Source organism: Arthrobacter sp. NPDC055585 (genome assembly GCF_053619115.1).
In genome coordinates this window covers 595605-610386 of the sequence record NZ_JBSHIT010000001.1, presented here as the reverse complement: position 1 = coordinate 610386, position 14782 = coordinate 595605, and the positions used below count along the sequence as shown (strand labels likewise).

Below are 14782 nucleotides of genomic sequence, written 5' to 3'. Positions count from 1 at the left end.
CCATGGCTACATCCCACGCTTCCCCGGACACGGCAGTCCCGGCCAAGCGGCCAAACCCGCTCATGTCCGGCAGCTCCCGCAAGGCACTGCTCGTGGCCGGTCTGACCGTCGCCGGCCTGGTGCTGGTCTATCTGGTGGGGGACCGGCCTCCGGCCCTGGTAACCCAGTATCTGGTCTCCGGGCTGCTGCTCGGCGGGGTGTACGCCCTGGTCTCCCTGGGACTGACCCTCATCTTCGGTGTGCTGGGCATCGTGAACTTCGCCCAGGGCGCCATGCTTACCCTTGCCATGTACCTGGTCTACGTCCTGCAGGGAAACCTCGGGATCAATCTCTACGTGGCTGTGGTGCTGACCATCCCGCTGTTGTTCGGCTTTGGCTGGCTGGTGCAGTCGATGCTGCTGAATAGGCTTACGGAGGACGTCAGCCATGAGCGTCCCCTGCTGGTCACCCTGGGACTGTCCCTGCTGATCATGAACGTGCTGCTCATGATCTTCGGCGGCAGGCCCAAGAGTGTGGACGCCGGGATCAGCGGGAACATCCAGATCTTGGGCGCTCAGGCAGACATCCAGCGGATCATCGCGTTCGCCGGCGCCATGGTGGTTGCCGCAGCGCTCACCTTGGTCCTGCGCCGCACCTCCATGGGCCTGGCCATCCGCGCCGTCGCCGCCAACGGCACCGGCGCGGCACTGGTGGGCGTCAACGTGCGCCGTATCTACGCGCTGACGTTCGGCCTGGGCGCGGCCTCCGTGGCCGTAGCCGGCGGACTGATCACGCCCTTCACCACGCTGGTCCCGTCGGCCGGAGAACAGTTCACCACGTTGGCCTTCGTGATCGTGGTGCTCGGCGGTCTCGGCAGCATTCCCGGAGCACTCGTGGGCGGCCTGTTCATTGGCATCCTGCAGACGGTCGGTTCCCTCTACCTGCCCGGCAGCGGCTCGCTGATCCTCGTCTTCGGGATCTTCGTCCTCATTCTCTTTCTGCGTCCCCAGGGACTGTTCGGAGCCAAGCAATGACCACCACCAAAGCCTCCAGCCCCGCACCTGCACTCCCTCGCCGGGCCGGTGCGTTCAGCACCGGGACACGGCGGCAGTACATCGCGCTGGTCATCGTGCTGGCTGCACTGTTTTTCGTCCCGTATATCCTGCCCGAATCCGCTGTCCCGGTAGCGGTACGCACACTGATCTTCGCGATTATGGCCGTGGGCTGGAACCTCATGAGCGGCTACGGCGGAATGTTCAGCTTCGGGCATGCGGTGTTCTTCGGACTCGGCGCCTACACCGACGCCTATCTGCTGACCGCGTTCGGGGTCTCCCCGTGGATCTCCATGGTCATCGGGGCCGTCATGGCCGCAGGCGTCGGGCTGCTGATCGCGTATTTCTGCCTGCGCTACAAGCTTGCCGGCTCCTACTTCGCCCTGGCGACCTTCGCCTTCGCGCAGATGTTCTACCTGCTCAGCCAGAACCTGGGTTTCCTGAACAAGACCGACGGCATCAACGTTCCGCTGCTGCCGGAGGAATCCTGGGCGATGCTGCAGTTTGACCAGGATTCCAAGCTCTACTTCTGGATTCCGCTGGGGATCCTGGGCCTGGCGATGGCGGTGACTATCTGGTTCGCGGGTTCCCGCGCAGGGCAGTTCACCCAGGCCATCCGGGATGATGCCACAGCAGCAGAATCCCTCGGGGTAAAGGTCATGAAGTACCGCCTCCTCACGGTTGCCCTGAGCTGCGCCATCACTGCCGTTGCCGGCTCCTATTATGCCCAGTACTTCCTGTTCGTCGGCCCGGAACAGGCCTTCGGCCTGCACGTCACAACCGAGGCGATCATCCCGGCGGTGATTGGCGGCGTCGGAACCATCTGGGGCCCGCTGATCGGAGCCGCCGTGGTGGGCCCTCTGTCCGAAATTGTCGCCGAAGTGCTGCGGAACCCTCCGCCTTTCCTTGAGTTCCTGCAGGGAACCAGCGGTCTGGATGTGGCGGTCTACGCCGTCCTGCTGATCGTGATTGTGATTTTCCTGCCTAAGGGCATTTATGGCACCATCCGCGAAAGGTTGCGCAAATGAGCCTCCTGACCCTGGAAGAAGTGTCCCGGTCCTTCGGTGGGCTGAAGGCGCTGGGCGAAACCAGTCTGGGCATCACCGAGAACGAGTTCTTCGGCATCATCGGACCCAACGGGGCCGGTAAAACCACACTCTTCAGTGTCCTTGCCGGCCAGCTGCCTCCCTCCACGGGACGCATCGTCTTCGACGGGACGGACATCACCGGCTGGCCAGCAGACCGGGTGGCCGCCGCTGGACTGGTCCGCACGTTCCAGCTGATGCGTCCGTTCGAAAGCATGACTGTGCTGGAGAACGTGGCGATCGCTTCCCACGCCAGGCACCGTTCCCCCCTGAAGGCCCGGGCGCATGCTGCGGAGGTGATTGAACGGGTGGGACTGGGCAAGTACATGTATTCGATGTCCGGGACCCTGCCCACCGCTGGACTAAAGCGGCTGGAACTGGCCCGCGCCCTGGCCCTGGAACCACGGATGATCCTGCTGGACGAGGTGCTGGCAGGGCTGGTTCCTACCGAACGCGCCCCCATCATCGAACTGCTGCGCAGCATCCACGCCGAGGGCGTGACCGTGATGTTCGTGGAACACATCATGGCGGCCGTCATGGCGCTGTCCCAGCGCCTGCTGGTGATGCACGAAGGCCGCCAGCTCGCCCTCGGCGAGCCGGAGGAAGTCATTGCCGACCAGCAGGTCATCGACGCCTACCTTGGGGAGGACTACTCGTGATCCTGGAACTGGACGACGTATGCGCCGGCTACCGGCGGCTGGAAATCCTCCACAACCTGTCCCTGGAGGTAAACGAGGGGGAGATCGTCTCGGTGATCGGCGCCAACGGTGCCGGGAAAACCACCATGCTCCGCGCCGTGGCCGGACTGATCCCGGTATCCCGGGGAAGCATCCGTTTCCGCGGCGAACCGGCCGGCAACCGCCGAGCAGACCAGATTGTGCGCGGGGGACTGGTGCATGTTTCCCAGGACCGTGCGCTGTTCGGCAACCTGCAGGTCCACGAGAACCTCACCATGGGTGCCTACACGCAACCGAAATCCTCCATCGCGGACTCGTTGGCGCAGGTTTATGACCTGTTCCCGATTCTGAAGGAACGGCGGGCCCAGCGGGCGGACACCATGTCCGGCGGCCAGCAGCAGATGCTCGCGATCGGCCGTGCGCTGATGGCCCGGCCAGCCGTCCTCACCCTGGATGAACCGTCCATCGGGCTGGCACCGAACCTCGTGGCGCAGGTACTGGATGCCATTACCCGGATCCGGGCCACCGGCGTCACCGTCCTGATCGTGGAGCAGAACGCGTCCCAGGCCCTGGCTATCTCCGACCGCGCCTACGTGATGGAGAGCGGCTCGATTGTCCTGGAAGGAACCGGCGCCGAACTCGGGGACAGCCCGGAGGTACGTAAAGCGTATCTGGGCATGTGATTCCGCAGCCGAACCCCATTAACGAAAGGACCACGGTGCGCATCCTCGCAGTCACCCCGATTTCAGTTCCGGACCAGGAGCTGCTCCGCCGGCAGCGGCGGTATGACGCGCTGGCTCCGGCCGGCGTGGAAGTCCAGCTGCACAACCTGGGCGGCAGGCCCACCGGGGTGCCGCACGCGCTGGAAACCGACGACGACGTCGCCGCCTCCGAAGCAGCAGTCACCGGCTGGTTCCGCTCCGCGGTAGACGACGGCCAGGCGGAGGAATTCGACGCGTTCCTGCCCGACTGCGTGCTGGACCCCGGTGTGGGGTCCGGCACCGCGGACCTGCCGGTGCCCGTCCTGGGCCTGCTCCGGCTGAATCTCGGTGTCCTGGGCGGCGCCGGCGGGAGCATCAGCGCGGTGGCCCGCAATCAGGCGATTGCCCGGGAACTGCAGCGCAAGGCCGGTGAATACGGACCCGTGGGGGTGGGGCCGGTGACGGTCCTCGGACTGTCCCTGGAAGACATCGCCGACGACGACGCCTGGACCGCCGCCGTGGCGGCTGCCCTTCCGAAGCTGCCCGCCGGGTACGCCATCAACGCCTGCTCAGCGGTGAACCTGGGACAGCTGCCAGCCGGCGGACCGGCACTGGTGGATCCAACCGCCCTGGCCCTGCGGCTGATCGGTGTCCTGGCCGGTGCCGGAGCTGGCGCGGGGGAAACCCCGGCGGGGGCCACACCATGACGGCGGTGCCGGCCGGCGCTCCGGCTGCAGCCGGCGCCGAAACGGTGCAGGATGCGGTCCGGCAGCTGGCAGGTTTCGCCGCGGAACTGACTTATGACACGCTGCCCGCACCGGTGCTCGACCGCCTCCCGGTGATGCTCACGGACCTGCTCGGCGTCACCATCGCCGGCAACCGCACGCCGGAGATGCGTGCCGTGCTCGCCGCCTGGCGCTCCGAACCCGGAACAAGGCCCGTGCTGGGTACCGACGCAGCGTTCGGCGCAGAACAGGCAGCGCTGCTCAACGCCGCCGGCGCCTGCTGCCTGGAACTGGACGAAGGGAACAAACACGCCCAGGGACACCCCGCCGTGCACGTGGTCTTCGCCGCCCTGGCTGCCGCCCAGCTGCAAGGGGAAACGGTCTCCGGGCAGCGTTTCCTGACCGCGGTGGCCGCCGGGTATGAAGTGGCCGCACGCTTCGGGCAGGCCATGACCAGGCACCCGGACTGGCATCCGCACGGACACTGGGGCGCCACCGGGGCAGCCTGTGCCGCTGCCCTGATTTCCGGGCTGCCGGCCAGCCGCGTGGCCGCAGCCATGGATGCCGCAGCGGGACTGGTCAACGCTGCGCCCTGGCAGCTGGTCCTGGACGGAAACTTCACCCGCAACTTCTGGGCCGGCGGCGCAAACCTCGCCGGCCTGCACGCCGCCCGGCTCTCCGCCGCCGGCGTGGTCGGCAACTCCGGGGCAGCTGCCGCGGTGCTGGGCGGGCTGGCCGGAACGCTTGAACCCACAGCCCTGGTCCGGGACCTGGGGACGGACTGGCTGCTGAGCCGCGGCTACTCCAAGCTGCACTCCTCTTGCTCCTTTACCCACGGCGCCGTGGATCTGGCGCTGGAACTCCGGGAGGAAACCGCAGACCGCAGCGGAGCCGTCAGCGCGGACTCTATCGACCAGATCCGGGTTATCACCCATTCGCTCGCTGCGCCCCTGTTCGGCATCCAGCCGGACAACCGCCTTTCCGGCATGTTCTCCTACCCGTTCGTTCTCTCCGTGGCGCTGCTGCAGGGCGAGGTAACCCCGGCAACGATGGACCCGGAGCACCCGGGTGCCGGCACGGCACGCACGCTGGCGGAGAAAGTCACCGTCCAGGCCTCACCGGAGTATGACGCACTGCTCCCCGGCGAGCGCCGCAGCTGCCTCGAGATCCGGTGGGCGAACGGCCGGGTCTCGCGTGCCGAATCCCCCAACCCGCGCGGGGACGCAGACTTCCATCCGCTGGACGCAGCCGGCGTGCAGGCGAAACTCTCCGCCCTCCTGGGTGCCCGGAGCGCCCAGCGGGTTGCCGGCGTCGTACACCGACTGCCGGATGCCGCGGATACCGCCGGCGCTTTCACTGACCTGCAATTTGAAGGAGATCCCACATGAGCGAGGAAGCACTGGAAGGACCGGACCTGGTAGTTGCCGGTGCCGGAGGCGGACTGGCCGCGGCGCTGCGGGCTGCCCAGCTGGGACTGTCCGTCCTGGTGGTGGAGGCGAATGAACACTTCCGCCGGGGCAACAACACCGCCATGTCCACCGCCATGATTCCCGGCGCCGGGACGTCTTGGCAGGCGGCAGCCGGCATCACCGACAGCCCCGAGCAGTTCCAGGCGGACATCATGGCGAAGACCGGAGGCACCGCGGATCCCGAACTGGCCAAAACCCTCGCCGGCGTCAGCGGCCGGCTGCTGGAATGGATGGGGAAAGACCTGTCCCTTCCGCTGGACGTGGTCACCGACTTCGAATATCCGGGCCACTCCGTCCACCGCTGCCACACCATCCCCGGCCGCATAGGCACCGCGCTGCTGGACTTCTTGCTGGACAGGGTCGCCGAGGAAGACCTCATCGATATCTATGTACCGGCCCGCCTCACCGGCGTTACGGTGCGGGACGGCGCCGTCGCCGGGGTCACCGTTCAGACGCCTGACGGGCTGGAAGAGATCCCCACACGTGCCGTGCTGCTGGCCACCAACGGTTTCGGCAACAACCGGGAACTCGTAGAAAAGCACCTGCCGGAAATCGCCGGGGCCCAGTACTACGGCAGTGAAGAGTCCCGCGGTGACGCGCTGCGCATCGGGGTGGAACTTGGCGCGGATACCGCCTACCTGGACGCCTACCAGGGGCATGCAGCCCTGGCCATGCCCTCAGCCACCCTGGCCGGCTGGGCAACCGTGATGCACGGCGGCTATCTGGTCAACGCGTCCGGGGAGCGGTTCGGCGACGAGACTACGGGCTATTCCGAATACGCGGTCGAATCCCTGCGCCATGCGGGGGGCAAAGCCTGGATCATCCTGGACCGGCGAATCTTCGAGGCCTGCCAGAGCTTCCAGGACTTCCGGGACACGGTTGAGTCCGGCGGGCTGAAGTGGGGCGCCGACGCCGATGCGCTTGCGGCCCTCACCGGGATCGACGCAGCGGGGCTCCGCCGCACCGTCGATGCGGTCAGCTTCGTCGCCGGCGGGAACGGAAGAGATCCGTTTGGCCGCACCTTCTGGGAAGCGCCGCTGGAAGGGGAGCTTGGGGCGGTCGCCGTCGAACCGGCCCTTTTCCACACCCAGGGCGGGCTGCGCGTGAACGGCAACGCCGCCGTCGTCCGCCCTGACGGCACGCCGATTCCAGGACTGTACGCCTCCGGCGGAGCAGCCAACGGCATCTCCGGGCACGGGGCCGGCGGCTACCTGGCCGGCAACGGCCTGCTGCCCGCACTCGGCCTGGCCCTGCTGGCCGCCGAACACGCCGCCGAGCTACACGGCACGGCAGCCGGACACGACGCATGAGACATCAGCACCAAGAACGGAACGAGGCACCATGAGCGAAGCTGCGGAAACAGAGAACACGGAGCGAGGCGCAGACGGCCCGGAGGGGACAGCATCCAGCGGGCCGCTGGCGGGACTGCGGGTCCTGGACGCCTCCACCATTCTGGCCGGGCCGCTGTGCTGCCAGATCCTGGGCGACTTCGGAGCAGAAGTCATCAAGATTGAGCACCCGCAGTACGGGGACAGCATGCGCGGCCACGGTGAAAGCAAGGACGGTGTGCCCATCTGGTGGAAGGAAATCTCCCGGAACAAACGCACTCTGGGGCTCAGCCTCAGCCGGCCCGACGGCGCGGAGGTCTTCAAGCGGCTGGCCGCCACCGCGGACGTGGTGGTGGAGAACTTCCGTCCCGGAACCCTGGAACGCTGGGGCCTGGGACCGGAGGTCCTGGCGAAACTGAATCCGGGGCTGGTGCTGGTGCGCCTGACCGGTTTCGGGCAGGAGGGCCCCTACTCGTCCCGTGCAGGGTTCGGCACCCTCGCGGAAGCCATGAGCGGCTTCGCGCACCTGACCGGCCCGGAAGGCGGACCTCCCACGCTGCCGGCCTTCGGCCTGGCGGACAGCATCTGCGGAATCGCCGCCTCCTCCGCCGTGCTGATGGCGCTGCGGGACCGGGATGCCACCGGGGAGGGGCAGGTCATTGACCTCAGCATCCTGGAACCCATCCTCACCGCCGTCGGCCCGGGTCCCACCATGTACCAGCAGCTGGGCGTCATCGGCGAGCGGCATGGCAACCGGTCCACCAACAACGCCCCGCGTAACACCTACCTCACCAAGGACGGCAAATGGGTGGCAGTGTCCACCAGCGCCCAGCGAATCGCGGAGAAAGTCATGGAACTGGTGGGCCATCCGGAGGTCATCACCGAGCCCTGGTTCGCTTCCGGAAGCACACGGGCGCAGCACGTGGATGAACTGGACGCTTACGTGGGTGACTGGGTGGCGGACCGGAACCGGGACGACGTGCTGGAGGCCTTCTCCGCCGTCGGTGCCGCCGTGGCAGCCGTGTATGACGCGCGGGACATCGTGGAAGACCCGCACATCCGGCAGACCAGGATGCTTCTGGAAGTCGAGGACCAGGACCTGGGGCCGGTGCTGCAGCACAACGTGCTGTTCCGGATGAGCCGGACGCCCGGCCGGATCCGTTTCACCGGTCGGGGGCTGGGAGAGGACACCGATGCGGTCCTTCGCGAGATCGGCTACGGGGAAACAGATATTGAACGTCTCAGGGAAAGCGAAACCGTCAAATGAGTGATGCACTGCTCGAAGCCGTTGAAAAAGGACTTGTGTCCGTGGACCTGGGGCGGCAGCTGAGGGTGGGAATGCCCCAATCGCCGAACCATCCCCAGTTCTGGCACACGCTGCCGCGGCGGCATGGCGACATGGTCCGGAAGGACGGCGGCAGCGCCGCCAATGACCTGATCAGCACCGGCACCCACGTTGGCACGCATATCGATGCGCTGGCGCACGTCAGCCAGGACGGAAAACTCCACGGCGGAGCCGACGCGGGGCAGTCCTGCCTGGGCGGGAAGTATGTCGAACACGGTGTCCACACCATCGAACCGATGGTGCGCCGCGGCATCCTGCTCGACGCCGCCCGGCACCTGGGGCAGGAGATCCTGGACGGCGGCTACGAAATTACCGTGGAGGACCTCAAGGGATGCCTCGAGTCCGGAGGCCTGGACCTGCGTCCCGGGGACGTTGTGCTCATCCGGTCCGGCTGGGGCCGCCGCTTCGCGGAGGGAGGTGCCTACGTGGGAGGGGAATCAGGAGTTCCGGGCATCAGCGAATCCGCGGCCCAGTGGCTGGCCTCCGCCGGCATCCACGCCGCCGGCGCGGACACCATTGCCTTCGAACGGCTCGCCCCCGGCGGCGGCCACGCCACGCTCCCAGCACACCGGGTCTTCCTGGTGGAGCACGGCATCTACATCATCGAGGCGATGGACCTGGAAGTACTTTCCGAACGCCGGATCCTCGAATTCACGTTCCTTCTGGTACCGCTGAACATCTACGGGGCCACAGGTTCCCCCGTCCGCCCGCTGGCGCTGGTGTCCGCATGAGCACCGCAGCAGCTCCCGCACCGGGAACCGTGGACGGAACCCTGGCACAGCGCATCGGCCGGTTCGCCGCAGACCTGCGGTACGAGGACCTGCCCGCCGAAGTAGTGGACTCCGTGGCGGCCCGGGTACTGGACATCCTGGGCATCGCGGCGGCCGCGGCGTCGCTGGACACCAGCCGGGCTGCCCGGCGGTGGGCCACCGCGCAGGGCGGAACTGCCCAGGCTTCGGCCGTGGGAGTGCCGGACCTGCTGCCTGCGAGCCAGTCGGCATTCGTCAACGGGGTACTGGCCCATTCACTGGACTATGACGACACCCACCTGCCGTCGGTGCTGCACCCCAGTGCCACCGTTGTCCCGGCGGTTCTGGCAGCTGCCCAGGCCGGGGGATACGGCGGCCGGGACGTGATCCGCGGCATCGCCGTCGGGCTGGAGATCTGCGTTCGGCTGGGCATGGCCGGATATGACGAGGAAGCCGGGAACTCCACCTTCTTTGAGCACGGACAGCACGCCACGTCCATTTGCGGTGCAATGGGCGCGGCCGCCGGCGTCGCGGCCCTTGAAGAGAACGCCGAACTGGTAACCAACGCGCTGGGCGTGGCGGCCTCGATGGCCGCTGGCATCATCGAATCCAACCGCACCGGCGGAACGGTAAAGCGGATCCACTGCGGCTGGGCGGCGCATTCGGCTGTCACTGCCGTTGAACTGGTGCGGTACGGGCTCACCGGGCCGCCCACCGTGCTCGAAGGCCGGTTCGGTTTCTTCCAGGCATGGCTGCACGGACAGTATGACCCGGACGCCGTCACCTCGGGGCTTGGGGAGGAGTGGTCCATCCCGGGCATCTTCTTCAAGCCGTATCCCGCGAACCACTTCACCCACGCCGCCGTGGACGCCGGGGCCAACCTGCGCCGGCGGGGCATCCGGCCGGAGGACATTGAATCCCTGACGCTTGGCGTGCCGGCACCGAACCTGCGCACCATCGGCGAACCGCTGGCAGTCAAGCAGAAACCCGAGACCGGGTACATGGCCCAGTTCTCCGGGCCATACGCCGTGGCCGCGGGGCTGGTAGGCGGCAGCGGTCTGGAAGTGGGGCTGGATGACTACACCGACGAATTAGCGCACGAGGAGCTGCGGCGCTCCATCATGGCCAAGGTGGACGTGGTCGCCGACGACGAGTGCACCGCCATCTTCCCGATGCAGTTCCCCGCCGTGCTCACCGCCCGGCTCATCGACGGCAGTACGGTCACGGAGAAAGTACTCACCACCCGCGGGGGCCCGGACCGTCCGCTGGACTTCGAAGACCTGGGCCGGAAGTTCCGGGACAACGCAGAACGCGCCCTCAGCGGAAAGGCGATTGAGCGGCTGCAGGAGGCCTGCCGTTCCCTGCCGGAGTGCACCAACACGGGGGATCTGTTCCGCGACCTGCAGGGGATCGACCCGGAAACGGCCTGAAACACCCGCCCGAGAGCCCGGAACACCACTAGTTTTTCCAAGAGTTTGTCAGCACAAGAAAGAGGAAAAGATGAGCGCGTATGACCTGCTGGTAAAGAACGTTCAGGTAGTCCGCCCCGGAGGAGACGGTACCGAGGCCCTGGACCTGGGTATCAAGGACGGAAAGTTTGCCGTCATCCAGGCCGGACTCAATGAAGCGGATGCCGCCGAGGTGCTCGACGGCGGCGGCCGGCACTTGTTCCCCGGCGTGGTGGACGTCCACCAGCACTGGGGCATCTACAACGAGCTGGGCGAGGACACGGAAAGTGAAAGCCGGGCCAGCGCACAGGGCGGCGTCACCAGCGGCATCACGTATATCCGCACCGGCGCCTACTACCTCAACAAGTCCGGGCCCTACAAGGAGATCTTCCCGGAGATCCTGGAAGCTGCCGACGGACGGGCGTACATCGACTACGGTTTCCACGTCGCCCCGATCCTCAAGGAACACATCGAGGAGATCCCGGACCTGCTGGACATGGGTGTGCCCTCCTTCAAGATCTTCATGTTCTACGGCATCCACGGACTGCACGGCAGCTCCAGCGACCAGGGGAAGTTCCTGATGATTCCGCCGGAAGACTCCTACGACTACGCGCACTTCGAATTCGTGATGCGGGCCATCGAAAAGGCCCGCCGGGATCCCCGGTACGCGGACATCGCTGACCAGATTTCCCTCTCCCTGCACTGCGAGACCGCGGAAATCATGCGTGCCTACACCAAGATCGTGCAGGCAGAAGGGCAGCTGAAGGGCCTCGAAGCCTACAGCGCCTCCCGCCCGCCGCATTCGGAGGGACTGGCAATCACCATCGCGTCCTACCTGGCGTATGAGACTGAACTGCCCAACATCAACCTGCTGCACCTGTCCTCCCGCAAGGCCATCGAAGCGGCCATGATGATGCAGCAGACCTTCCCGCACATCAACTTCCGCCGCGAAGTGACGGTGGGCCACCTGCTGGCCGACTACAACACGGCGAACATGGGCGGCAAGGTCAACCCCCCGCTGCGCTCGCCGGAAGACGTCGAAGTGCTTTGGGAGCACGTGCTTGCCGGGAACTTCTCCTGGGTCACTTCAGACCACGCCTGCTGCAAGGACGAAACGAAGTTCGGCGATCCCCGGGACGACGTGTTCCTTGCCAAGTCCGGTTTCGGCGGCGCCGAGTACCTCCTGCCCGGCATGATCTCCGAGGGCCGCAAGCGCGGACTGTCCTACAACCGGATCGCCGAGCTGGTCTCCCGCAACCCGGCCGAGCGCTACGGGCTGCCCGGTAAGGGGGACCTCGCCGTCGGGTTCGACGCCGATTTCTGCCTGGTCGATGACACGGTGCAGTACACGGTCCGGTCCGAAGATTCACTCTCCACGCAGGATTACACGCCGTTCGAGGGCTTTGAGCTGACCGCCGCCGTGACGGATACGTATCTGCGTGGGAGCCGGGTCTTCGGCGACGGGGAAATCCAGGGCACGCCCGGAGGCCGGTACGTGAAGCGTTCCGGTTTCGCGGCAGACCTGCCCGCCTGACAGCGCAACAGATGAGGCAGGCTCCCTGGGGGAGCCTGCCCCCGCGCCTGGCTGCCGAACCAACCCGCCCTCAGGCCGGCGGAGTCACGCCCGGCACAGAGGCTCCCAGCGTCGACGCACGGGGAACCAGCAGCGGAGGCAGCAGGGTTGAGGGAACTGGCCGGCCAGCGATCCGGTCCAGCAGCAGCTGCATTGCAAGCCGTCCCATCTGGTCCCGGTCCGAGCGCACCGAGGTGAGGGGCACCGGCAGCTCCGCCGCCAGCTCGACGTCGTTGTAGCCCACCAGCGCGACGTCGGTTCCCACGCTGCGCCCGGCATCACGGAGTGCGCCGATCACGCCCACTGCGGTGAGGTCATCCACTGCAAACACTGCGCTCGGTGCCGGGTCCTGCCGGCAGATCAGCTCCCCGGCCCGGTGTCCTGCCGCAACGCCGAACCCGGTGGACGCCACATAGCGGTCCGGAATCGGCAGCCCGGCGTCGGCGAATGCCTGGCGGAAACCGGCAGTGCGGTCCCGGCCGGTGCTGGTCAGTGCGTCGCCGGCAGCCACGGCTGCGGTGCGGTGGCCCAGTTCCAGCAGGTGGCGTGCGGCGAGCCGGCCGCCTTCCACATCGTTGGTACTGACGCTGGCATGGCCCGGCAGGGTGCGCATGGCCAGGACGTAGGGAACGCCAAGGCGCTCAAGCCTCTCGGCCACAGTGTCATCCAGCCGCGCATCAGCCAGGATCACCCCGTCAATACCGCGCGCCAGCAGGGCGTCCACGCGTTCATGGCGGACCGCGGGATCATCGAGTCCGTTCGCAACCACTGCGCTGTAGCCTGCGGCCGTGGCAGCAGCATCCACTCCGGCGTACATGGTGGACAGGGCCAGGTCCGTGAGCCGGTGCACCAGCACCCCGATCAGCCGGGAGCTGCCCGTCCGCAATGCCGCTGCCGAAGCATTCGGCCGGTAACCGAGATCCCGGGCTGCGGCGCGCACACGTGCAACGGTGGCGGCGCTGATCCGTACCGGAGACTCCGCCAGGGACCGCGACGCGGTGGAGGGGTGGACCCCGGCGAGCCGGGCGACGTCCTGCAGGCTGGGCGGGTGCTGCCCGGGACCGTTCTGGGTGCTGATGTCCTGGCCTCCGATGGCTCTCGCTGGGACACCCGCGGCGCTCCCGAATGCAGGCCAGTGTAAACCGCGTCGGTGACCGGCAGGTGCCAGTTAATCGTTCTGATCAAAAGAATTTACATGGCGCAACATAATGCGGGAAATATTCGGCGATATCCGGAAAATTACTGGACGCGGATTGTCCCGGCGTGGAACTGTGGCAACACATCCGAGCCGGACAAGCACAGGCACCGCAGGCCCGGCTTTTTTGGAAATGTTTGTGCAATCGATTGCATTTACCACGCTGGAGGAAAAGCATGCACGACGCCGCAACGGCCGTAGGCCTGGACGCATGGCTGGAGAACGCCGTCGGCGAGCTCTCCGGTTTCAGCGACAGTGACAGGCCCGGCTGGACCCGCGAAGTGTTCAGCGAGCCCTACCGCGCCTCACGGGCCTGGACCGCGGGGCAGATGCGGAAGGCCGGGCTGGAAGTCCACCAGGACGCGGCCGGCAACCTGGTGGGCAGGCTGCCCGGCACCAACCCGGCAGCACCCGCCCTGGTCACCGGCTCGCACACCGACACGGTGGACGGCGGCGGACGGTTCGACGGCGTCGTCGGCGTCCTCGGGGCACTGGGAGCCGTGCAGCTGCTCGCCGAACGGGGCGTGAAACTGCAGCGGGACCTGCTGGTGGTGGACTTCCTCGGGGAGGAATCCAACCCGTTCGGGCTCAGCTGCCTGGGCAGCCGGGCCCTGGCCGGAGAGCTCACCGCCGCAGACCTGGAGCGCACCGACTACCGCGGGCGGTCCCTGGCCGCCGCCTATGAGACGTTCGGCATCGACCCCGCGGCGCTGCTCTCCGCCGTGCCCTGGACCGGCGAGCGCCGTCCGCATGCCTACGTTGAGCTGCACATCGAGCAGGGCCCGGTCCTGGAGGAACGCGGACTGCCGCTGGGCATTGTCACCGCCATCACCGGCATCGAGCGGCTGGTTGCCAGCTTCACCGGTTCCCCGGACCACGCCGGCACCCGGCCCATGACGGACCGGCGAGACGCAATGGTTGCTGCTGCAGAGGCAGTGCTGGCCGTCCGGCAGGAAGGCTGCGGGGCGCCCCAGCACGGTGTCTCTACGGTCACCCGGCTGGAGAACGCCTCACCCGCGCCGAACGTAGTGCCGTCCCTGGTGCGCCTGCACGGTGAGGTCCGCAGCGTTGATGAGACCTGGCTGGCCGGCACCCGCGCCCGGCTGGCAGCCGAGATCGCAGCCAAGGCCGCAGACCACGGCGTCGAGGCGGACCTCAGCTGGAGCACCGACAATCAGGTGGTCCGCGCCGCGCAGAGTGTGCAGGACCTGGCCGCACAGGCCGCCGACGCCGCCGGCATCGAATGGGCGCCGATCCCCAGCGGCGCCACCCACGATGCGGTGCACATGGCCCGGCTCGCCCCCATGGGCATGATCTTTGTTCCCTCGGCCGGAGGCAGGAGTCACTGTCCCGAGGAATTCACCAGCACCGACCGGATCACCACCGGCGTGCAGGTCCTGGCAGACACCCTCGTCCGCCTGGACACCACCGACCTGTCACCCGCCTCGTCCTAAAG

13 protein-coding genes are annotated in these 14782 nt (G+C 67.3%); 12 read left to right on the top strand and 1 reads right to left on the bottom strand.

Annotated elements, in window-relative coordinates; genetic code table 11:
- Positions 1-2: 2 nt before the first annotated feature.
- The 11 genes from ACWGQ2_RS02610 to ACWGQ2_RS02560 all read left to right on the top strand — a co-directional run bounded on the left by ACWGQ2_RS02610 (position 3) and on the right by ACWGQ2_RS02560 (position 12092).
- Positions 3-1013 carry a branched-chain amino acid ABC transporter permease gene (locus ACWGQ2_RS02610; RefSeq protein WP_452014031.1) on the top strand — a complete coding sequence of 337 codons (1011 nt, stop codon included), beginning with the start codon at positions 3-5 and terminating at the stop codon, positions 1011-1013.
- Entirely contained in the window at positions 1010-2059 is a 1050-nt protein-coding gene (locus ACWGQ2_RS02605) for a branched-chain amino acid ABC transporter permease (protein ID WP_452014029.1), read from the top strand. The genes ACWGQ2_RS02610 and ACWGQ2_RS02605 overlap by 4 nt, the downstream gene beginning before the upstream one ends.
- A complete protein-coding gene (locus ACWGQ2_RS02600; RefSeq protein ID WP_452014027.1) occupies positions 2056-2775 on the top strand; it encodes an ABC transporter ATP-binding protein in 720 nt (239 codons plus the stop codon). The genes ACWGQ2_RS02605 and ACWGQ2_RS02600 overlap by 4 nt, the downstream gene beginning before the upstream one ends.
- Entirely contained in the window at positions 2772-3476 is a 705-nt protein-coding gene (locus tag ACWGQ2_RS02595) for an ABC transporter ATP-binding protein (protein WP_452014025.1), read from the top strand. Before ACWGQ2_RS02600 ends, ACWGQ2_RS02595 begins: the two co-directional genes overlap by 4 nt.
- 35 nt (positions 3477-3511) lie before the next feature.
- Positions 3512-4201: a hypothetical protein gene (locus ACWGQ2_RS02590; RefSeq protein WP_452014023.1), complete on the top strand. Its 690-nt coding sequence runs from the start codon at positions 3512-3514 to the stop codon at positions 4199-4201.
- Positions 4198-5607, top strand: a complete 1410-nt coding sequence (locus tag ACWGQ2_RS02585) for an MmgE/PrpD family protein (RefSeq protein ID WP_452014021.1) — start codon at positions 4198-4200, stop codon at positions 5605-5607. Before ACWGQ2_RS02590 ends, ACWGQ2_RS02585 begins: the two co-directional genes overlap by 4 nt.
- Complete coding sequence (locus ACWGQ2_RS02580; RefSeq protein WP_452014019.1) at positions 5604-6998, top strand: FAD-dependent oxidoreductase; 1395 nt, start codon at positions 5604-5606, stop codon at positions 6996-6998. Before ACWGQ2_RS02585 ends, ACWGQ2_RS02580 begins: the two co-directional genes overlap by 4 nt.
- Positions 6999-7029: 31 nt before the next feature.
- Complete coding sequence (locus ACWGQ2_RS02575; RefSeq protein ID WP_452014017.1) at positions 7030-8283, top strand: CaiB/BaiF CoA transferase family protein; 1254 nt, start codon at positions 7030-7032, stop codon at positions 8281-8283.
- Entirely contained in the window at positions 8280-9092 is an 813-nt protein-coding gene (locus tag ACWGQ2_RS02570; RefSeq protein ID WP_452014015.1) for a cyclase family protein, read from the top strand. The genes ACWGQ2_RS02575 and ACWGQ2_RS02570 overlap by 4 nt, the downstream gene beginning before the upstream one ends.
- Complete coding sequence (locus ACWGQ2_RS02565; protein ID WP_452014013.1) at positions 9089-10540, top strand: MmgE/PrpD family protein; 1452 nt, start codon at positions 9089-9091, stop codon at positions 10538-10540. Before ACWGQ2_RS02570 ends, ACWGQ2_RS02565 begins: the two co-directional genes overlap by 4 nt.
- Positions 10541-10610: 70 nt before the next feature.
- Positions 10611-12092 (top strand): dihydroorotase, encoded by a 1482-nt coding sequence (locus tag ACWGQ2_RS02560; protein WP_452014011.1) that lies wholly within the window; start codon positions 10611-10613, stop codon positions 12090-12092.
- A gap of 70 nt (positions 12093-12162) precedes the next feature.
- On the opposite strand, the gene ACWGQ2_RS02555 is transcribed toward ACWGQ2_RS02560, so the two are convergent.
- The gene (locus ACWGQ2_RS02555; protein ID WP_452014498.1) at positions 12163-13170 is read right to left on the bottom strand and encodes a LacI family DNA-binding transcriptional regulator; all 1008 of its coding nucleotides are present in this window, start codon (positions 13168-13170) and stop codon (positions 12163-12165) included.
- Positions 13171-13502: 332 nt separating this feature from the next.
- On the opposite strand from ACWGQ2_RS02555, the gene ACWGQ2_RS02550 reads away from it, so the two are divergent.
- Positions 13503-14780 carry a M20 family metallo-hydrolase gene (locus ACWGQ2_RS02550; protein WP_452014009.1) on the top strand — a complete coding sequence of 426 codons (1278 nt, stop codon included), beginning with the start codon at positions 13503-13505 and terminating at the stop codon, positions 14778-14780.
- Positions 14781-14782 lie beyond the last annotated feature (2 nt).

Excerpts from the sequence above, each read along its gene's own strand:
- ACWGQ2_RS02610 (WP_452014031.1), top strand. The coding sequence starts at position 3 with ATGGCTACATCCCACGCTTCCCCGGACACGGCAGTCCCGGCCAAGCGG.
- ACWGQ2_RS02605 (WP_452014029.1), top strand. The coding sequence starts at position 1,010 with ATGACCACCACCAAAGCCTCCAGCCCCGCACCTGCACTCCCTCGCCGG.
- ACWGQ2_RS02600 (WP_452014027.1), top strand. The coding sequence starts at position 2,056 with ATGAGCCTCCTGACCCTGGAAGAAGTGTCCCGGTCCTTCGGTGGGCTG.
- ACWGQ2_RS02585 (WP_452014021.1), top strand. The coding sequence starts at position 4,198 with ATGACGGCGGTGCCGGCCGGCGCTCCGGCTGCAGCCGGCGCCGAAACG.
- ACWGQ2_RS02580 (WP_452014019.1), top strand. The coding sequence starts at position 5,604 with ATGAGCGAGGAAGCACTGGAAGGACCGGACCTGGTAGTTGCCGGTGCC.
- ACWGQ2_RS02575 (WP_452014017.1), top strand. The coding sequence starts at position 7,030 with ATGAGCGAAGCTGCGGAAACAGAGAACACGGAGCGAGGCGCAGACGGC.
- ACWGQ2_RS02570 (WP_452014015.1), top strand. The coding sequence starts at position 8,280 with ATGAGTGATGCACTGCTCGAAGCCGTTGAAAAAGGACTTGTGTCCGTG.
- ACWGQ2_RS02565 (WP_452014013.1), top strand. The coding sequence starts at position 9,089 with ATGAGCACCGCAGCAGCTCCCGCACCGGGAACCGTGGACGGAACCCTG.
- ACWGQ2_RS02560 (WP_452014011.1), top strand. The coding sequence starts at position 10,611 with ATGAGCGCGTATGACCTGCTGGTAAAGAACGTTCAGGTAGTCCGCCCC.
- ACWGQ2_RS02550 (WP_452014009.1), top strand. The coding sequence starts at position 13,503 with ATGCACGACGCCGCAACGGCCGTAGGCCTGGACGCATGGCTGGAGAAC.